Raw genomic sequence first — 18,823 nt, forward strand, 5'->3', positions numbered from 1 at the left:
CGGGATTGTGACGCAGTTTGGTGAACGGATCGTTGCCGACTATTCCTCGCCCTCACCGGCCTCGGCGGGCGCCGCGGCGCCTTTCCCGCTCGTTCCACCCTTGGCGCTCAGCCGTGCCTTGGTGCGGGCCTCGCGCAGTGCCCGCCCCTCCACCAAGGCGGTGACCATGCCGTGCAGCGTGGCGATGTCCTGCCGCGTCAGACCCACCCGGTGGAAGATGTCGCGGATGTTGCGGGTGGTGGAGGGCTGCTTCTCCTTGGAACGGAAGAATGCCGCCTGTTCCAGTTCCCGCTCCACATGGTCGAAGAAGGCCAGCAGGTCGCCCTTGTCGGCCATCTGATAGCGGTCCGGCTGCACGAACGGCAGCGCGCCGCCGGTCGCAAGCTTGAACCACTCGTAGCAGATCACCGTCACCGCCATGGCGAGATTGAGCGAGGCGAAGGCCGGGTTGACCGGCAGGGTGACGATGACGTCGGCCAGCGACACTTCGTCGGTATAGAGCCCCGTGCGCTCACGGCCGAACAGCAGCCCGACCTCGTTGCCCGCCGCTTTCCGCGAGATGATTTCGCCGGCGAGCTGGTCGGCGCCGAACACCGGCTTCTGCATGCCGCGCTCGCGCGCCGTGGTGGCGGCGACGAAGGACAGGTCGGCGATCGCCGAGCGCACGTCGGGAAACAGCTCGGCGCCTTCGAGAATCCGGTCGGCGCCGGAGGCGAAGGTGACCGCCTTCGGATTGGGCCAGCCCTCGCGCGGATTGACGAGCCGCAGCCGCGAGACGCCGAAATTGCCCATGGCGCGCACCGCAGAGCCGATATTCTCGCCAAGCTGCGGCTCGACGAGGATCACCACCGGGCCGCCCTCGGGCCAGGGCTTGGTGCTGTCGGTTCCGGCACCGGGCATGATCTTGCGCTCCACAGGCGTTTGGATGTCTGGCCGGTCCTATAGCCGCCCCTGCCCCGCTTGCGAAGCGTGGTTGCGCCGAGTCCAAGGCATTAGCCGCGCCCTGCCCCGAAAGTTGGCCTGTTGCGTGCTTTCACTTGAGCACGCGGCGCGCTATCAACCGCGCACCGGCTCTTTCCGTGCGGGCAGGCACTTCCGCGCGGAAGGTGCCGCGGCCCATTACGACATCCGTTCCGTGCGAGGGTTAGAATTCCATGGCGAAGATCAAGGTCGCGAATCCGGTCGTCGAGCTCGACGGCGACGAGATGACCCGCATCATCTGGCAGTACATCAAGGACAAGCTGATCCATCCCTATCTCGACATCGATCTCGAATATTATGATCTGAGCGTCGAGAACCGCGATGCCACCGATGACCAGGTGACGATCGACGCCGCCGAGGCGATCAAGCGGGTGGGCGTGGGCGTGAAATGCGCGACCATCACGCCCGACGAGGCCCGCGTGAAGGAATTCAACCTCAAGAAGATGTGGCGCTCGCCGAACGGCACGATCCGCAACATCCTCGGCGGTGTGATCTTCCGCGAGCCGATCATCGCCAAGAACGTGCCGCGCCTCGTTCCGGGCTGGACCCAGCCGATCATCGTCGGCCGCCATGCCTTCGGCGACCAGTACCGCGCCACCGACTTCAAGTTCCCCGGCAAGGGCACGCTCACCATCAAGTTCGTCGGCGAGGACGGCGCGGTGATCGAGCACGAGGTCTACAAGTCGCCCGGCTCCGGCGTCGCCATGGCGATGTACAACATCGACGAATCGATCATCGAATTCGCCCGCGCCTCCCTGAACTACGGCCTGATGCGCAACTATCCGGTCTATCTCTCCACGAAGAACACGATCCTCAAGCAGTATGACGGCCGCTTCAAGGACATCTTCCAGGAGATCTACGACAAGGAATTCAAGGCTGAGTTCGAGAAGCGGAAGATCTGGTACGAACACCGCCTGATCGACGACATGGTCGCTTCCGCCCTGAAGTGGTCCGGCGGCTATGTCTGGGCCTGTAAGAACTATGACGGCGACGTGCAGTCCGACATCGTGGCGCAGGGCTTCGGCTCGCTCGGCCTGATGACCTCGGTGCTGATGACGCCCGACGGCCAGACCGTCGAGGCCGAGGCCGCCCACGGCACCGTCACCCGCCACTACCGCGAGCACCAGAAGGGCAAGGAGACCTCGACCAACTCCATCGCCTCGATCTTCGCCTGGACCCGTGGCCTCGCTCATCGCGCCAAGCTCGACAACAATGCCGACCTCGCCGCCTTCGCCAACACGCTGGAGAAGGTCTGCGTCGACACGGTCGAGAGCGGTTACATGACCAAGGACCTGGCGCTGCTGGTCGGCGCGGACCAGAAGTGGCTTTCCACCACCGGCTTCCTCGACAAGGTGTCCGAGAACCTCAGCAAGGCGCTGAGCTGACGGCGCGACCGGCCGCCCTTCGCGGCCGGGTCGCCTGCCCTCGACGAAAGACTTTTCCTGGGCCGGGAGCATCGCTTCCGGCCCTTTGTCTTTCAGCTGGTGCCGGCGCCGCTGTCGGGCAGTTCGTCGCCGGCGATATCGGTGCGCCGGCCAACGGGCTGCGGGCCGTCGGCATCGCGCGCGACCGCCTGGATGCTGGCGCGAATTTGCGGGTGGCGCCGCATGATGTCGGCGAGGTCGGCGGAATCCAGCACCAGCAGCATCGAACGCTTGCGCGCCCGCGCCGTCGCCGCGCGCCGCGACACATGCAGGAGCGCCATCTCGCCAAAGAACTGGCCTTCCGAAAGCATCACGATCTCGTCGGCGAATTCGAGCTCCACCTCGCCCGAGGCGATGAAATACATCGAGCTCGCCTCCTCGCCGCGCCGCACGATCACCTCGCCGGGATGAGCGGTATGGGCGGACAGCGCGCGGTGAATCTCCCCGATGCTCGCGGCGTCGAGATCGGCGAACAGCGGCACGCGCGCGACCATGCCCCAGGTGATGATGAAATCGCGCCGCTTGATCACCTCCACAAAGGCGGTCGCGATGATGCCGACCGGCAGGGCGATCATGATGATGCCCGACAGCATGGTCAGCCCGGCGATGATGCGGCCCGGCACCGTGACCGGGTAGACGTCGCCATAGCCGACCGTGGTCACCGTCGCCATCGACCACCACATGGCGGCGGGGATCGAGCCCAGATGCTCGGGCTGGATATGGCCTTCCGCCACATACATCGCCGAGGCGGAGAGCAGCACGGCGCCGGCCAGCAGCCAGAAGCAGGCCATGAGCGACTGCGCCTCCGAGCGCAGCACTTCGAGGAGCGACTGCATGCCGGGCGAATAGCGCGCCAGCTTGATGAAGCGCAGCAGCCGCAGGATCGCCAGCGTGCGCAGGTTGATGCCCATCATCATCGAGATCAGGAACGGCATCCAGGCCAGCAGGTCGATGATCGCGACCGGCGTCCAGAAATGCAGCCAACGCGCGCGCGCGGCCGATAATCCGCGATAGCGCGGGTTTTCCGGCGCGACCCAGATGCGCGCCAGATACTCGACCGCGAAGACGACCAGCGAGAACATCTCGAAGGCACGGAACAGCATCATCTCGCGGAGCAGCAGGCTCTCCACGGTCTCCAGCACCGCGAAGATCACATTGGCGATGATGAGGGCGATGAGCCCGAGATTGACGATTTCGGCCGTGCGGTCCTGCGCCGCGTCGCGCTCCAGTATCTGATAGCAGCGCCGGCGCTGCTGGCGCCGCCACGACGCCGAAAGCCAGCCCGAATCCGGGGCACGCATTGTCATGCCGGCCGCTCCCTCACCTTCGCCACCGCGCCTGCGTCGCCGCCCGCCAGACGCACGCCGCGCCCCGCTGCCGTCCGGCTCCCGCCCCTTCCGGACGATCCGGTCAATGCGGTTCAATACATGGCATTACTAGCGCCGGACAAGAAGGCCGATCGCGAACGCAGTTCCGCCGGGCAACGCTGGAATGCGTCGCAGTCTATGACCTGATACTGGTGCCGGCGATGACGGCTCCACCACGCTAAAAGGCGCCTCGCATCCGAGGCTCGGAAGGTCATGCCAGCCGTTCCGCCACCTTAGTCACCACGCCTGAGACACCGCCGACCGGACGCGGCGCCGCTTCACGGCGGTGGCCCCCGCTCGCTCCGCCCCGCTGCCGCCGAGTCCGGATGATCCGGTCATCACGCTTCCACGTCCGCTGTCCTGGCTGCCGGATAGGAGGCGGAAAACGATCGCGGTTCGCCTTAAGTGACTGTCATGCCTCGCGGCCTGTAACTTGCTACCAGCCCTAGGACTGACAGCGCCACCACACCGACAATCGGCTCGAATCCGCCGCACGCACGTTATGTCGGCGGCACCTTCACTTTCGCCGCCCGCCAGATGTTCGCCGCTTCCCGCTTCCACCTACCTCCCGCACCGCCCGCACGATCCGGCCATGCGGATCAGTACCCGCCGCAACCGGCCCCCAACGAGGAGGCTGAATGCGATGGCGGTACGGCCGGGCAACGTGGGAATGCGTCACGTCTATGACCTGCTACTGGTGCCGGCGCTGATGGGGCCACCACGCGGAAGTCGACTCGCATCCTAGCCGCGGATCGTCATGACGGCCGTTCCGCCCCGTTAGACACCACGCCTGAGAGACCGCCGACCGGACGCAGCGCCGCCTCGCGGCCGTCCACCCCGCTGCTGCCGCGTTCCGGATGATCCGGCCATAATGTTTCCACGCTCACCGGTCCTCGGCACCCGATATGAGCCCAATCTCGATGGCGCTTCGGTCTTAAGTAACTGCCGCGCGTCGCGGTCTATGACCTGTTACTGGCGCCGGCGCTGACGGCGCCACCACGCGGAAAGTCGGATCAAGCCCCAGGCACCGATTGCCATACGGCTCCTGCGCCACATTAGACACCAAGCCTGCGACGCCGCCGACCGGACGCAACGCCGCCTCGCGGCCGTCCACCCCGCTGCCGCCGCGTTCCGGATGATCCGGCCATTAGGCTTCCACGTTCACCGCCCCCGGCGCCGAACAACGATGCCGATCTCGATGGCAATAGTGAGCGCGCTCATCACGCACCGAACACACGGCCGAACATCAGAGGCCATTGCCGAAGCGGCGTCGATGTCCACGCTCAGCTGTCCAACGGGCCATCCGGCAATGTGCCGGGTACTCACCACATCTAAGGTCGCCCCCGCCGCACAATCATGTCCGTGTTCAGGCATCGGCCGGCGCAGCCGAACCTTCGAGCGTTCACCGCTTCAGCCGCGAGCAATGTGACGGTATCGGTCGACTGCGCGCGGACCGACCGGGATGCCCACCGTATGGTCAGCGAGCGCCGTCCAGCCGCCCATCCATCGGACATGCGCCACGTAGATGCCCGATCTCCCGGGCGAAGGCATCTGGTAATCGAGTGGAATGCCGTCCGGAGAACGGGTGTCCAAGCTCCGGGTCACACATCCTGCGGCGAGATCCAGCCAACCCGCGCGATCCGTACCTTCGGTTCCGCGCGAAGCGCATCCTCCGTGCGGAACGCAGCGGGCATCGAGCTTCCGGCAAGGCGCTAACAAGTGACGCTGGAACGCGCGCCAGCAAGTCCTGTCGCAACTGTCCCGGCAGGTCTCGCCGCCCGTCAGTATAGTAGGGGCCGATCCCCCTGTTCGACACGGCCGCCGCGCCGGTTGGGCGGGCCGCCGACCGCACCTCCTTCGCAGCACTCCCAGCGGTGACGCCGCGCGTCGCGCGCGAGCCGGTGCTCGCGCGCCTGTCAGCCGGCCAGTGCGCTTTCCACGGCGGCCAGGGCTTCCGCCGCTCGCGATCCATCCGGGCCGCCGGCCTGCGCCATGTCGGGGCGACCGCCGCCGCCCTTGCCGCCCAGCGCCTCGGCACCGCGGCGGACCAGCGCGACCGCATCGAAGCGACCGGTGAGATCGGCGGTCACGCCGACCACCAGCACGCCCTTGCCGTCCGCCGCCGTGTTGACGATGGCGACGACGCCGGAGCCCACACGCTTCTTGGCCTCGTCGGCGATCGGCTTCATGTCCTTGGCATCGACGCCGGTGACCGCGATGGGCAGGAAGCTGACACCGTTCACCGTCGCGATGTCGGGGGCCGCGGAACTCCCGCCGCCGCCGAAGGCCAGTTGGCGCTTGACCTCGCCGAGCTCGCGCTCCAGCCGGCGCCGTTCCTCGACCAGCGTGGCAATGCGCTCGCCGACATCGCCGACCGGCGCCTTCAGCAGCCCCGCCGCGGCGTGGAGCGCGCGGCTTTCCTCGGAGAGATGATGGCGCGCGGCATCCCCGGTCATCGCCTCGATGCGGCGGACACCTGCCCCGACCGCGCTCTCGCCGAGCACGGTGACCAGCCCGATATCGCCGGTGCGCGCGACATGGGTGCCGCCGCACAGTTCCACCGAATACGGTGCGCCGTTCTCCGGGCCGGTGCCCATGGAGACCACGCGGACCTCCTCGCCATATTTCTCGCCGAACAGGGCGCGCGCGCCGGATTCAATCGCTTCATCCACCGCCATCAGGCGGGTGACGACCGGCTCGTTGCGCAGCACGATGCGGTTGGCGAGATCCTCGACCTGCTGGAGCTCATCTTCCGCCAGCGGCTTGGGGTGGCTGAAATCGAAGCGCAGCCGGTCCGGCGCCACCAGCGAGCCCTTCTGGGCGACATGATCGCCGAGCACGCGGCGCAGCGCCTCGTGCAGCAGATGGGTGGCGGAGTGATTGCCACGAATCGCGGAGCGCCGAGCCGCATCGACCTGGAGCGCCAGCGGCGTGCCGATGGCGAGCGTGCCGCTCTCCACCTCGACTTCGTGAACGAAGATGTCGCCGAGCTTCTTCTGGGTGCCGATCACGCGCACGCCCAGGCCATCCTCGCCGCTCATGCGCCCGGTATCGCCGACCTGGCCGCCGGATTCGCCATAGAATGGGGTCTGGTTCAGCACCACGAGGCCGCGCGAACCCGCGCCCAGCTTAGTGACGCGGGCGCCTTCAGCCACCAGCGCCGTCACCGCGCCCTCGGCGGTCTCGGTCTCGTAGCCGAGGAATTCGGTCGCGCCGACCTCCTCGCGCACGCCGAACCACACCGTATCGGTCGCCGCCTCGCCCGAGCCGGCCCACGAGGCGCGCGCATCGGCGCGCTGGCGCTCCATCGCGGCGTTGAACGCGGTCTCGTCGACGCTGATGCCGCGGGCGCGCAGCGCGTCCTCGGTCAGATCGAGCGGGAAGCCATAGGTGTCGTAGAGCTTGAATGCTGTCTCGCCGGAGAACTTGGCGCCGGAGGACAGGCCCTCGCTCTCGGTTTCGAGGATCGACAGGCCGCGCTCCAGCGTCTTGCGGAAGCGGGTCTCCTCAAGGCGCAGCGTCTCGGTGACGAGCGCCTCGGCGCGGACGATCTCGGGATAGGCGCGGCCCATCTCGCGCACCAGCACCGGCACCAGCCGGTGCATCAGCGGATCCTGCGCGCCGAGAAGCTGGGCATGGCGCATGGCGCGGCGCATGATGCGGCGCAGCACATAGCCGCGCCCTTCATTGGAGGGCAGCACCCCGTCGGCGACCAGGAAGGTCGCGGCGCGCAGATGGTCGGCGATCACGCGATGGCTGGCCTTGCGCGGGCCATTGGCCTCGACATTGGTCATTTCCTCGACCGCGCCGATCAGGGCGCGCATCAGGTCAATCTCGTAATTGTCGTGCGTGCCCTGCAGCACCGCGGAGATGCGCTCCAGCCCCATGCCGGTATCGATCGAGGGCCGGGGCAAGGTCACGCGCTCGCCGCCGGCAAGCTGCTCGAATTGCATGAAGACGAGATTCCAGATCTCGATGAAGCGGTCGCCATCCGCGTCCGGCGAGCCGGGAGGGCCGCCGGGAATGTGCGGGCCGTGGTCGAAGAAGATTTCCGAGCACGGGCCGCACGGGCCCGTATCGCCCATCTGCCAGAAATTGTCCGAGGTCGCGATGCGGATGATCTTCTCGTCCGGCAGCCCGGCGATGCGCTTCCACAAGGAGAACGCCTCGTCGTCCTCGTGATAGACGGTGACCAGGAGCCGGTCGACCGGCAGCTCGAATTCGCGGGTGATCAGGTTCCAGGCGAACTCGATCGCATTTTCCTTGAAATAATCGCCGAAGGAGAAATTCCCCAGCATTTCAAAGAAGGTGTGATGACGGGCCGTGTAGCCGACATTGTCGAGGTCGTTGTGCTTGCCGCCCGCGCGCACGCATTTCTGCGAGGTCGCCGCGCGCTGGTAAGGCCGCTTCTCGACGCCGGTGAAAACGTTCTTGAACTGCACCATGCCGGCATTGGTGAACATCAATGTCGGATCGTTGCGCGGAACAAGCGGCGAGGAATCGACCACCTGATGACCGTTCTTCGCAAAATAATCGAGAAAGGTCGCACGTATCTCGTTAACGCCGCTCATGAACTCGTCCGCCAACTCCAAACAGCCGGCGCTGCCGCCGGGACGCGCCCAAACGCGCGCCCCCGGTTCTAACGGCGCTCAAATGGCTTGTCCAGAACGCTTCCCGACGGCTTGCCGGGGGTACCGAATGCCGGCCATGCCGTGACGCGCGGACCCGCTCATTCGTCCGCCCGGGGCCTCGCGGAAGCTCACTCCGCCTCGTCTTCCGCGTCGCCGGAACCGGCCAGAATCTGCTCGGCGATCAGGCCGGCATTCTGCCGGATCGTCGCCTCGATGCGATTGGCCACTTCCGGGTTCTGGCGCAGGAAGTTCTTGGCGTTCTCGCGCCCCTGCCCCAGGCGCTGATTGTCGTGGGAGAACCAGGCGCCCGACTTCTCGACCACCCCGGCCTTGATGCCGAGATCGATCAGTTCGCCCATCTTGGAGACGCCCTCGCCATACATGATGTCGAACTCGACCTGCTTGAAGGGCGGCGCCAGCTTGTTCTTGACCACCTTCACGCGGGTCTGGTTGCCTACCACCTCGTCGCGCTCCTTGATCGAGCCGATGCGGCGAATGTCGAGGCGGACCGAGGCGTAGAATTTCAGCGCATTGCCGCCCGTAGTCGTCTCCGGGCTGCCATACATCACGCCGATCTTCATGCGGATCTGGTTGATGAAAATCACCATGGTATTGGAACGGCTGATCGAGGCGGTGAGCTTGCGCAGCGCCTGGCTCATCAGCCGCGCCTGCATGCCGGGCTGGGAATCGCCCATCTCGCCGTCGAGTTCGGCGCGCGGGGTCAGCGCCGCCACCGAATCCACCACCAGCACGTCGACCGCACCGGAGCGCACCAGCGTATCGGCGATTTCCAGCGCCTGCTCGCCAGCGTCCGGCTGCGAGATCAGCAGACTGTCGAGGTCCACGCCGAGCTTGCGCGCATAGATCGGGTCGAGCGCGTGCTCGGCGTCGATGAAGGCGCACACCCCGCCCTTCTTCTGCGCTTCCGCGATGGTGTGGAGCGCCAGCGTGGTCTTGCCCGAGGATTCCGGCCCGAAGATTTCCACCACGCGGCCGCGCGGCAGGCCGCCGACGCCCAGCGCGATATCAAGGCCGAGTGAGCCGGTCGACACGGTCTCGATCTCGAGCACCTTGTCGTTCTTGCCGAGCCGCATGATCGAGCCCTTGCCGAAGGCCCGTTCGATCTGGCTCAGCGCGGCATCCAGCGCCTTGGTCTTGTCCATTGAAGTTCCTTCGACGAGTCGCAACGTGGATTGAGTCATTGCCGGGCTCCGGGTTGCACGCAAGGGGTGCCAATGGATTTGTCGGGCTGAGGATGATTGAACGTACATGTTTTGTTCCATGTTCGCAATCTGTTCTTTTTGAATCAGGCAGAATGTCGGGCTCGTTCGTCAGCGAAATCCGCGCTACCACTCTGCGATGGCCCCGCCGGCCGCCGTCCTCTGCGAGAGCACCCATGTCGAATGATGAAAAGCTGGCCCGGCTGCGGGCGAAATATGCCGACGTCTCCGGCTCGGTGATCTACGATTCCGCCTTCAAGCGGGTGGCCGAGCTTCAGTTCAAGGGCGACCGGCGCGTGTGGCCCTGGGCCAATGCCGCCACGCTGCTCGGCGCGCCCTATCGCCCGGAGTTGCAGGACGCGCGGGATTTCGGCGGGCTCGACATGGCGCTGGTCGGCGTGCCGATGGACCTCGGCGTCACCAACCGCGCCGGCGCCCGGCTCGGGCCGCGCGCGGTGCGGGCGATCGAGCGCATCGGGCCTTATGAGCATGTGCTCGGCATGGTGCCGGCGGCCGAGGCGAGGATCGCCGATATTGGCGACGTGCCCTTCGCCAGCCGCTTCAGCCTGGAGAGCTGCCACGCCGATATCGAGGCGTTCTACCGCAAGATCGTCGCGGCCGGGGTGATCCCGCTCAGCGTCGGCGGCGATCACTCCATCACCGGCTCGATCCTCAAGGCGGTCGGCGAGACGCGGCCGGTCGGCATGCTGCACATCGACGCCCATTGCGACACCAGCGGCGTCTATGAGGGGTCGAAGTTCCATCATGGCGGGCCGTTCCGCCAGGCGGTGCTGGACGGCACGCTCGACCCGGAGCGCACCATCCAGATCGGTATTCGCGGCGGGGCGGAGTTCCTGTGGGAGTTCTCCTATGAGAGCGGCATGACGGTGATCCACGCCGAGGAGGTCACCGGCATGGGCATTCCCGCGATCATTGAAAAGGCGAGGCAGGTGCTCGGCACCGGGCCGGTCTATGTCTCATTCGACGTCGACAGCCTCGATCCCGCCTTCGCGCCCGGCACCGGGACGCCGGAGATCGGCGGGCTGACCTCGCGCGAGGTTCTGGAAATCCTGCGCGGGCTCAATGGGCTGGATGTAATTGGTGGCGACGTGGTTGAAGTCGCGCCCCAATATGACGCCACCTCAAACACGGCCCACGCCGCCGCGCAGGTGCTGTTCGAACTGTTCTGCATGGCGGTGACGGCGATGAAGGCGCGGCGCGGCGGCTGAGGGTGGTGTGGGCGCACCGTCCTGAAATATTAACCTTCAATTAACCTTTGAAGGGTTCTCGAATTCGATTCGCGAGCACTTTGCGGTCAAGGTTTTTTGCATGGTTTCTCTCGTCTAACGCGTTGAGATTCCCACGAATCAGCTATGCTGAGAAAAATTGGCTGGGAATCGAGACATGCAATCCAAATGGCGTGCGCCTGCGTGCTATATCGGGGTCGCGGCGCTGTGTGCGCTGTATCTCGCGATCGTTCCCGGCGTCACGCTCACGGATGTCGCGGCGGGTGCGGGTATCGGTGCCGCGCTGATGTGGGCGATCAATGAATGGGAAACCGGGAAGTGGGGCGTGAAGATCGCGTTCCAGCCGGTTGTCGCCGCGCCTCAGGCCGTCGCCGCTCAGCAGGCTCAGGTTCATGCGCAGCCCGCCGCGCTGGTCGCGCCGGCAGAAGCAGCCCAGCCTGTTGCCCAGCCCTCGGCCCATGCCGAGCCGGCTCCGGCCGTGGCGCGCGAGACCGCGCCGGAAGCCAAGCGTAGCAGCCCGCCGCCGGCCACCTCGGAAAGCTGGCAGATCGACGACGCCGAGCCGAGCTGGGACCCGTCCGCGCTGGCGGAAACCTGGGCGAAGCTCCGCCGCGAGCTTTCCATCAACCCCTCTTCCTCGCGCGCCGCGCCGCCGGCCCCGGACCTGCCGCGCACCGCGCAGCTCGCCAAGGGCTCGCAGCTCGCCAAGGCGCAGCTTCCGGGACTTGCCGCCCGTTCGGCGGGGGGAACTACGGCGCCGAAGCCCGGCGCCGACGCCCGTCCGGTGAACGGTGCCCGGTCTTCGGCCCCTGCCCCGCAGCCGGCTTCCAACCTGCGCAAGCCGGCTGCCGAGCCGCCGTCACGTCTGTCGCAGACCCCGCCGCCGTCCTTCCTGCGCGCCGGGGCGATGCGTCCGCGCTGAGCCGCGCCTTTCGCGTCGTGCGGCGCCATCTCAAAAAAAGCCGGGCACGTTGCCCGGCTTTTTCATTTCGTCGGCGGCGCATAGGCCCGCTCACTCGTCGGCGGAGTAGCGCTCTTCCTTCCATGGGTCGGCGTGGTTGTGATAGCCGTTCTCCTCCCAGAAGCCGCGCTTGTCGGAGGTGCGGAACTCGATCCGCTGCAGCCATTTGGCGCTCTTCCAGAAATAGAGATGCGGCACCACGAGGCGCATCGGCCCGCCATGGGCGACGGTGAGCGCCTCGCCCTCCCAGCGATGCACCAGCATGGCGTCCTCGGCCGCGAAATCCTCCAGCGCGAGATTGGTGGTGTAGCCGTCGAAGCTGTGCAGCATGACGTGGCTCGCGCCATCCTTCGGCATCACCATGTCGAGCAGGTCGCGCACCAGCAGCCCGTCCCAGCGATTATCGTAGCGCGACCAGGTGGTGACGCAGTGTATGTCGGTCACCAGTTGCGTCTGCGCATGGGAGAGGAAGGTCGGCCAGTCCCAGGAGATCGGATTTTCCACGGCCCCGGTCACGTCGAAGCGCCAGTGGTGAAGCGGGATTTCCGGCTGGAGGCCGAGGTCGAGCACCGGCCAATCCTTGACCAGATGCTGGCCGGGTGGCAGGCGCTCATCGTCGGCGCGGGTCACCTTGCCGGTCAGGAACTTTCCGGCCTGTGCCCAGGCGCGCTTGGTGCGGGTGAGCTTGCTGTCCGGGGGCAGGTCGCCGCCGGCAAGGTCGTCGGGCACGCGCGGTTTGGGCTCGTCAGTCATCGCTGGCTCCTCGGGCAGACGGTGAGGCGATGATAACATCGCCGCGCCATTCCGGCTTCGAGGATCGCACGCCTGCGGCGTCGCGAGAAAGAGAAACGGCGGGCACGAGGCCCGCCGTCCCGGTTCGTCAGTGGCCGCTGCCGGCCGGACGGCGGCGGCGCACCATCATGTTCAGCGCCTCGACGCCGGCGGAGAACGCCATGGCGGTGTAGATGTAGCCCTTCGAGACGTGGGCGCCGAAGCCTTCCGCGATCAGCGTGGTGCCGATCAGCAGCAGGAAGCCCAGAGCCAGCATCACGATCGACGGGTTGCGATTGATGAAGTTGGCAAGCGGGCCGGCGGCCAGCAGCATGGTGAGCACCGCCACGATGACCGCGATCACCATGATCGGAATATGCTCGGTCATGCCGACGGCGGTGATGATGCTGTCGACCGAGAACACCAGGTCGAGGATCAGGATCTGCACGATCGCCGCGCTGAAGGTCATCTGCAGCGTGCCACCGAGCGCCGCTTCCTGCTCTTCATGGGGCGCCATCGCGTGATGGATTTCCTTGGTCGCCTTCCACACCAGGAACAGGCCGCCGGCGATCAGGATCAGGTCGCGCCACGAGAAGGCGTGGCCGAACACCGAGAACACCGGGTGCACCAGCTGCACGATGATCGCGACCGTCGACAGCAGGCCGAGGCGCATGATCAGCGCGAGCCCGATGCCGATGCGCCGCGCGCGCGGGCGAATGTCTTCCGGCAGCTTGTTGGTGAGAATCGAGATGAACAGCAGGTTGTCGATGCCGAGCACGACTTCCATGGCCATCAGGGTGATCAGCGCCGCCCAGGCTTCGGGGCTGGCGGCAAGTTGCAGCAGATAATCCATCATGAGTGTCCCTCCCCCGCGCTTATCAGATACACGGACGAACGGAGGCAGGGAACGTCGGTTCCCCTAGGGCACAGGCAAATTTACGGTGCTGCGGTAGCATCGGACACGGTTCTCCAGCCGGCATGACGTCGGAAATCGATCCGACATCACGCGATCGCCGGCATGGCTCGCGTCAGAGGGGCCCGGATCATCGGGTAGGCGGAATTTAGAACAGAGCCGGCTTCTTTCCAGCTGCCTCGGGCCATGACAGATTGTCGCACCCGAGCCCGCGAGCCGAACCGGCCGCTCGGGCGGTTTTGAACAGATACGACAAGTCCACTGTTTGTGTGCGACGGACGCTTTCTAGGCTCGCGGGAGCGTGTCATCGTTCGTTCATCGCCCCGAACTACAGCGGACGCGGTTTCGCCCTTGGGGCCCCTGGGAGGTTAGAATGACCCGTTTTTCCCGCCGCGACATCATGAAGGCCGGTGCCTTCGCGCTCGCCGCTCCCGCCGTTCTTCGCGCCCATGACGCGCTGGCCAGCTCCGGCTCGGTCGCCGTCTATGCCTGGGGCGACTATTTCGACAAGAACACCATCCTCGCCGACTTCACCAATGCCACGGGCATCAAGGTGAACCTGTCGACCTACGGCTCCAACGAGGAGGCCGAGAACAAGCTGCGCGCCGCTGGCGGCAAGGGCTTCGACATCCTGTTCCCCTCGGTCGACACCGGCCCGAACTACTACAAGGACAACCTGCTGCAGCCGATCGACGAGGCCAAGTTCAAGTCGGCGCAGGTCATCCCCTCGATCTACCGCAACTCGCTGACGCTCGGCGCCGCCCATCGCGGCAAGCGCTACCTCGTTCCCTTCGACTGGGGCACGGAAGGCATTACCTGGGATTCCACCAAGTTCCCCGGCAAGGTGTCGGGTGAGATTTCCTATGGCGACATGTGGCTCGCCGACCACCCCAAGCAGACCGCCATCCGCCAGAAGTCGGTGTTCAACGGCGTGGCGCTCTATCTCGACGCCAACGGCACGCTCAAGAGCAACCGCGGCCTCGACCTCTACAAGTCGGAAGCCGAGAGCCGCCGCGTGTTCGAGGGCTGCCTGAAGTTCATCCTGGAACATAAGGGCAATATCGGCGCGTACTGGAATAACGCGACGGAGGCGACAGCCGCCTTCACCGACGCCGGCTGCACCATCGGCCAGACCTGGGACACCACGGGCATCATGCTCGGCCGCAAGACCAGCCCGAACTGGAAGTACGGCATGCCCAAGGAAGGCGGCCTCGCCTGGACCGACACGCTGGCGATTCCCTCGGGCGCGGCCAATCTCGATCAGGCCTATGCCTTCGCCAACTTCCTGTACCAGCCGGAAGTCGGCGCCGTGTTCGCCAACACCACGGGCTACAACAGCTGCGCCGTGAAGGCCGAGAACTTCCTCTCGGCGGAAGCGCGCTCGGCCTTCGAGGCCGCTTACCCGGCCGGCACCATCGACAACCTGTTCTGGTGGCCGATGCAGACCGACTTCTACGCCAAGCTGCGCTCGGAGTTCGTCGAGAAGCTCACCAACAGCTGATCGCGCGGCCCGGCATGCCCGGGCCTTCCTGCCTGCAACCTCATCCCCGGGCGTGTCCCGGGGATCCATGGCGCTCCCGAGGCCCGCGGGAACATGGATGGCCGGGGAACCGCCCGGCCATGTCTCCTCACATCGCGGCTGATGGTCCATCCATGCGCGGCAAGGACGTACGTCTCGACAGGGTGATGATCCGCTTCGGCGACGCCACCGCCGTTCAGCCGCTCGATCTCACCATCGAGGCCGGCGAGTTCTTCTCGATCCTCGGCCCCTCCGGCTGCGGCAAGACCACGATCCTGCGCGCCATTTCCGGCTTCATCGAGCCGACCGAGGGCCGCGTGTTGATCGGCGGCGCGGACATGGCGGGCAAGGGTCCGAACCAGCGTCCCACCGCGCTGATCTTCCAGAACCTCGCCCTGTTCCCGCTGATGAGCGTCGCCGAGAACGTCGCCTTCGGGCTGGAGGCGCGCGGCGTCTCCAAGGCCGACCGGCTGAAGCGCGCGCAGGAGTTGCTCGATCTGGTCGCTCTCGGCGGCTATGGCGACAAGAAGCCGTCCGACCTATCCGGCGGTCAGCGCCAGCGCGTCGCCATCGCCCGCGCGCTCGCGGTCGAGCCTTCCGTGCTGCTGCTGGACGAACCGCTCTCCGCGCTCGACCTCAAGCTGCGCCAGCATATGCGCACCGAGCTGCGCGCCATCCAGCGCCGCGTCGGCATCACCTTCATCTACATCACCCACGACCAGGGCGAGGCGCTCGCCATGTCGGACCGCGTCGCGGTGATGAGCCGTGGCCGGTTGGAGCAGGTCGCGACCGCCGACCAGCTCTATGCCGAGCCCGCCACCCCCTTCGTCGCGACCTTCGTCGGCGAGCAGAACGTGCTGCGCGGCACGCTGATGCGCACCGTCGACGGCGTGGCGACGGTGGAGACCCCGCTCGGCCGCATCGAGGGCGTGCTGCGCGCGCCGGTGGCGGCGGGCGCGGAGGCGCTGGTGATGGTGCGGCCGGAGCGCATCACGCTCGGCGGAAACGGCGGCAACACCGTGCCGGCCAAGCTCGTCGCCCGCCACCTCGAAGGCCCGTCGGTCAATCTCGACTGCGAGGCCGCCGGCCAGCACATCACCGTCACCGTGCCCAACGGCCCGGCGGTGCGCGAGCTGTCGGAGGACATCGTGCTGTCCTTCGGGCGCGACGACGCGCTGGTGTTCGCGCAAGGAGCCCTCGCCAATGGCTGAAGTGTTTTCAAGCGAAGTGGCAGCCGGTTCGCGTGAAGAAGACCCGTTGGCGAATATCGCTAGCCATGGCGCGAGGAGGAGATCGCGTCATGGCTAGCCTCGCGCGCGCCTATGGCAAGTTCCTCGCGGCGCTGATCTGCGCCATCACCGTCACCTGGGTGCTGGTGCTGATCGTGGTGCCGATCGGCGCCATGCTGGAGCAGTCGCTGTGGTGGAAGGACTCGAAGGGCGACATCACGCTCAGCATCGACCGGCTCTATAATGAGATCGCGGTGATCGAGCTCGACGCCAATAGCGCGACCGACCCGTCCAAGCGCGCCGCCATCGAAACGACGCTGGACGCCAAGCGCGCCGAGATCGCGACGCTGGAGGCGCAGGAGAAGGACCCGCCCAAGACCTACGGCTTCGCCAACTTCACCCGCATGAGCGGGCTGCATTTCTATATCTTCGTGCGCACCATCTTCTACGCGCTGCTGGTGACGCTGCTGGCCTTCGTGGTGTGCTACCCCATCGCCTATTCGGTGGCGCTGGCGAGCGGGCCGCGCAAGGCGGTGATCCTCACCGTGGCGCTGATCGTGCCCTATGCGATCAACGAATTGCTGCGGGTCTATGCCTGGCTGATGATCCTGGACTATCGCGGCGTCATCAACGGCCTGCTGGCCTGGGCCGGCTTCATCGACCTCGACGCGCGCGAGTGGATTCCGTTCCTCGAAAACCCCTCCGCCGTCTTCCTGGCGATGATCTACACCTATGTGCTGTTCATGGTGTTCCCGATGGTGAACACGCTGGAGACGCTGGACCGCAACCAGATCGAAGCCGCCCGCGACCTCGGCGCCTCCACCTGGCGCATCCATCGCCGCGTGATCATCCCGCACGCCAAGCCGGGCATCGCCGTCGGCTGCATCATGACCTTCATGCTCTCGGCCGGTTCCTATTCGGTGCCGGTGATCATGACGCGCGGCCAGGGCGGCGACTGGTTCAGCCAGCTCGTCTACCGCCAGTTCTACGAGAGCAACAACTGGAACATGGGTTCGGCCTATGCGGTGTCGCTGCTGGTGGTGTGCACGGCCTTCATCCTCATCATGATGCGCCTGTTCGGCGTGGGTTTGAGGGACATCGCGAAATGAGCACCGCGACCGAGAGCCCCACCGCCCGTCTGGTGCTGAACGTCTATGTCGGGCTGTTCTGCCTCTATCTGTTCCTGCCGCTGGCGGTGATGTCGGCGGCGGCGTTCAACGCCTATCCCTACCCCTCGGTCACGCAGTGGCAGGGCTTCACGCTGGAATGGTTCGTCGCGCTCGCCCATGACCAGCGCCTGTTGCAGGGGCTGGTGAACTCGGTGATCGTGGCGCTGGGCGTGATCGCGGTGTCGATCCCGGCCGGCCTTGCCGGCGCGCTGATCCTCACCCGGCTGTCGGAGCGCTCCGGCACCTTCCTCTATTCGGTGCTGGTCTCGCCGGTGCTGACGCCCGGCATCATCCTCGGCATTTCCAGCCTGATCTTCTGGCGCGAATTCGGCGTGCCCGGCGGGCTGTTCGTGGCGGTGATGGCGCAGTCCAGCTTCATTGCCTCCTACGCCATGCTGCTGTTCCTTGCCCGCCTGCAGCGGCAGGACCGCACGCTGGAAGAGGCTGCGCTCGATCTCGGCGCCAGCCACACGCTGGTGTTCCGCCGCATCACCCTGCCCTTCCTCGCGCCGACCGCCTTCACGGCGGCGGTGGTCGCCTTCCTGCAATCCTTCGAGAACTATAACACCACCGTCTTCGCCATTGGCGGCGAGTGGACGCTGGTGACGGAAATCGCATCGCGGTTGCGATTCGGCCTCTCGCCCGTCATAAACGTGGTGGGGGTGATATTTGTCGTGTTAACGCTGGGAGCCGCGACCCTCTATGTCTGCTTTAAAGGGAAAAAGCGTCCACAATAGCCTCTACCTTGGACTGGTTTCTGCGGGGATTTTAATATCCAGTCCGTCCTTTGCTCAGAACAACGTCTTCGGCGTCTCGATCGCCAGTCAGCGCGATCCACATGACTTCAACAAGAGCGTATCGACAGTCACGGGCGTATCTTATTCCCATGTCTTCGACAACAAGCTGATCCTCGACGCATCGATGACGTATTTCGATGTGTCGAACAGCAATACATGGCATCTGAACTCGCAGATCGGCCTCGGATACCGCTACGAGTTTTCGGATGTTCTCTCGGTTGTCGGCATCGCGTCGATCGGCAGCCGCGCACAGAATACCTCCACCGATTTTCCTTATTACTCGTTGCATGGCGCGGTGGACTGGAAAATCATGCCGGCGGTAACATGGTCTGTTGTGACGTTTCGTTACCGAAATGCCTTCAACACCGACTATGAGTTCGAGACGCCCGCCCTCGGCTCGGCGCTCGGCTTCCGGATCGACGACAATAATTCCATTTCGCTCAACTATTTGCGCGAATGGGACGAGGGAAAGGTCGCGGACAACCTCTTTGGGCTCGGCTACCAGTATCACTTCTGAAGCCCCCTCACCCGAACGTGAAAGGGCCATGTCGTGACCATGCGACATGGCCCCTCTAGCTTTGGTCACCCTGCTTT

Annotated in this window: 14 protein-coding genes; 8 read left to right on the top strand and 6 right to left on the bottom strand. The window is 65.8% G+C overall.

The features are described from left to right. Nucleotides 1-39 precede the first annotated feature (39 nt). The gene (locus VRZ77_RS14080; protein ID WP_414593271.1) at nucleotides 40-900 is read right to left on the bottom strand and encodes an RNA methyltransferase; all 861 of its coding nucleotides are present in this window, start codon (nucleotides 898-900) and stop codon (nucleotides 40-42) included. Nucleotides 901-1,154: 254 nt separating this feature from the next. Between VRZ77_RS14080 and VRZ77_RS14085 the strand changes: the two genes are divergently transcribed. Further along, nucleotides 1,155-2,366, top strand: coding sequence for an NADP-dependent isocitrate dehydrogenase (locus tag VRZ77_RS14085; RefSeq protein WP_414593272.1), 1,212 nt, complete (start codon nucleotides 1,155-1,157; stop codon nucleotides 2,364-2,366). 92 nt (nucleotides 2,367-2,458) lie between these two features. Here the strand turns inward: VRZ77_RS14085 and VRZ77_RS14090 are convergent, their stop codons facing one another. The 3 genes from VRZ77_RS14090 to recA all read right to left on the bottom strand — a co-directional run bounded on the left by VRZ77_RS14090 (nucleotide 2,459) and on the right by recA (nucleotide 9,605). Continuing rightward, the gene (locus VRZ77_RS14090) at nucleotides 2,459-3,712 is read right to left on the bottom strand and encodes a cyclic nucleotide-gated ion channel (protein ID WP_414593273.1); all 1,254 of its coding nucleotides are present in this window, start codon (nucleotides 3,710-3,712) and stop codon (nucleotides 2,459-2,461) included. Nucleotides 3,713-5,688: 1,976 nt separating this feature from the next. Further along, nucleotides 5,689-8,343, bottom strand: coding sequence for an alanine--tRNA ligase (gene alaS / locus VRZ77_RS14095; RefSeq protein WP_414593274.1), 2,655 nt, complete (start codon nucleotides 8,341-8,343; stop codon nucleotides 5,689-5,691). A 188-nt stretch (nucleotides 8,344-8,531) separates the two neighbouring features. Beyond that, on the bottom strand, nucleotides 8,532-9,605 hold the full coding sequence (gene recA / locus VRZ77_RS14100) for a recombinase RecA (RefSeq protein ID WP_414593275.1): 1,074 nt from the start codon (nucleotides 9,603-9,605) through the stop codon (nucleotides 8,532-8,534). Between the two features lie 194 nt (nucleotides 9,606-9,799). Here recA and speB point away from each other — a divergent pair, with 194 nt between their 5' ends. Then, nucleotides 9,800-10,852, top strand: coding sequence for an agmatinase (gene speB / locus VRZ77_RS14105; RefSeq protein WP_414593276.1), 1,053 nt, complete (start codon nucleotides 9,800-9,802; stop codon nucleotides 10,850-10,852). Between the two features lie 175 nt (nucleotides 10,853-11,027). Then, entirely contained in the window at nucleotides 11,028-11,792 is a 765-nt protein-coding gene (locus VRZ77_RS14110; protein WP_414593277.1) for a hypothetical protein, read from the top strand. 90 nt (nucleotides 11,793-11,882) lie between these two features. Here VRZ77_RS14110 and VRZ77_RS14115 read toward each other — a convergent pair whose 3' ends face one another. Together VRZ77_RS14115 and VRZ77_RS14120 are read right to left on the bottom strand one after the other, a co-directional pair. Next, the gene (locus tag VRZ77_RS14115; protein WP_414593278.1) at nucleotides 11,883-12,584 is read right to left on the bottom strand and encodes a sulfite oxidase-like oxidoreductase; all 702 of its coding nucleotides are present in this window, start codon (nucleotides 12,582-12,584) and stop codon (nucleotides 11,883-11,885) included. 127 nt (nucleotides 12,585-12,711) lie between these two features. After that, complete coding sequence (locus VRZ77_RS14120) at nucleotides 12,712-13,455, bottom strand: TerC family protein (protein WP_414593326.1); 744 nt, start codon at nucleotides 13,453-13,455, stop codon at nucleotides 12,712-12,714. Nucleotides 13,456-13,888: 433 nt separating this feature from the next. On the opposite strand from VRZ77_RS14120, the gene VRZ77_RS14125 reads away from it, so the two are divergent. From VRZ77_RS14125 to VRZ77_RS14145, 5 genes are all read left to right on the top strand, one after another. Beyond that, nucleotides 13,889-15,016 carry an extracellular solute-binding protein gene (locus VRZ77_RS14125; RefSeq protein WP_414593279.1) on the top strand — a complete coding sequence of 376 codons (1,128 nt, stop codon included), beginning with the start codon at nucleotides 13,889-13,891 and terminating at the stop codon, nucleotides 15,014-15,016. 152 nt (nucleotides 15,017-15,168) lie between these two features. Next, nucleotides 15,169-16,245 carry an ABC transporter ATP-binding protein gene (locus tag VRZ77_RS14130; RefSeq protein ID WP_414593327.1) on the top strand — a complete coding sequence of 359 codons (1,077 nt, stop codon included), beginning with the start codon at nucleotides 15,169-15,171 and terminating at the stop codon, nucleotides 16,243-16,245. Between the two features lie 89 nt (nucleotides 16,246-16,334). Further along, complete coding sequence (locus VRZ77_RS14135) at nucleotides 16,335-17,372, top strand: ABC transporter permease (RefSeq protein WP_414593280.1); 1,038 nt, start codon at nucleotides 16,335-16,337, stop codon at nucleotides 17,370-17,372. Beyond that, entirely contained in the window at nucleotides 17,369-18,169 is an 801-nt protein-coding gene (locus VRZ77_RS14140) for an ABC transporter permease (protein WP_414593281.1), read from the top strand. The genes VRZ77_RS14135 and VRZ77_RS14140 overlap by 4 nt, the downstream gene beginning before the upstream one ends. Then, entirely contained in the window at nucleotides 18,135-18,746 is a 612-nt protein-coding gene (locus VRZ77_RS14145; protein ID WP_414593282.1) for a hypothetical protein, read from the top strand. Before VRZ77_RS14140 ends, VRZ77_RS14145 begins: the two co-directional genes overlap by 35 nt. Nucleotides 18,747-18,823 lie beyond the last annotated feature (77 nt).

The organism is Ancylobacter sp. G4_0304 (assembly GCF_047501495.1).
In the GTDB taxonomy this organism is placed as follows: domain Bacteria; phylum Pseudomonadota; class Alphaproteobacteria; order Rhizobiales; family Xanthobacteraceae; genus Ancylobacter.

What these genes read in the sequence shown, in the direction of transcription:
- VRZ77_RS14135 (WP_414593280.1), top strand. Translation starts at nt 16,335, where the DNA reads ATGGCTAGCCTCGCGCGCGCCTATGGCAAGTTCCTCGCGGCGCTGATC.
- speB (WP_414593276.1), top strand. Translation starts at nt 9,800, where the DNA reads ATGTCGAATGATGAAAAGCTGGCCCGGCTGCGGGCGAAATATGCCGAC.
- recA (WP_414593275.1), bottom strand. Translation starts at nt 9,605, where the DNA reads ATGACTCAATCCACGTTGCGACTCGTCGAAGGAACTTCAATGGACAAG.
- VRZ77_RS14145 (WP_414593282.1), top strand. Translation starts at nt 18,135, where the DNA reads ATGTCTGCTTTAAAGGGAAAAAGCGTCCACAATAGCCTCTACCTTGGA.
- alaS (WP_414593274.1), bottom strand. Translation starts at nt 8,343, where the DNA reads ATGAGCGGCGTTAACGAGATACGTGCGACCTTTCTCGATTATTTTGCG.
- VRZ77_RS14085 (WP_414593272.1), top strand. Translation starts at nt 1,155, where the DNA reads ATGGCGAAGATCAAGGTCGCGAATCCGGTCGTCGAGCTCGACGGCGAC.
- VRZ77_RS14090 (WP_414593273.1), bottom strand. Translation starts at nt 3,712, where the DNA reads ATGACAATGCGTGCCCCGGATTCGGGCTGGCTTTCGGCGTCGTGGCGG.
- VRZ77_RS14130 (WP_414593327.1), top strand. Translation starts at nt 15,169, where the DNA reads ATGCGCGGCAAGGACGTACGTCTCGACAGGGTGATGATCCGCTTCGGC.
- VRZ77_RS14120 (WP_414593326.1), bottom strand. Translation starts at nt 13,455, where the DNA reads ATGGATTATCTGCTGCAACTTGCCGCCAGCCCCGAAGCCTGGGCGGCG.
- VRZ77_RS14115 (WP_414593278.1), bottom strand. Translation starts at nt 12,584, where the DNA reads ATGACTGACGAGCCCAAACCGCGCGTGCCCGACGACCTTGCCGGCGGC.
- VRZ77_RS14110 (WP_414593277.1), top strand. Translation starts at nt 11,028, where the DNA reads ATGCAATCCAAATGGCGTGCGCCTGCGTGCTATATCGGGGTCGCGGCG.
- VRZ77_RS14080 (WP_414593271.1), bottom strand. Translation starts at nt 900, where the DNA reads ATGCCCGGTGCCGGAACCGACAGCACCAAGCCCTGGCCCGAGGGCGGC.
- VRZ77_RS14125 (WP_414593279.1), top strand. Translation starts at nt 13,889, where the DNA reads ATGACCCGTTTTTCCCGCCGCGACATCATGAAGGCCGGTGCCTTCGCG.
- VRZ77_RS14140 (WP_414593281.1), top strand. Translation starts at nt 17,369, where the DNA reads ATGAGCACCGCGACCGAGAGCCCCACCGCCCGTCTGGTGCTGAACGTC.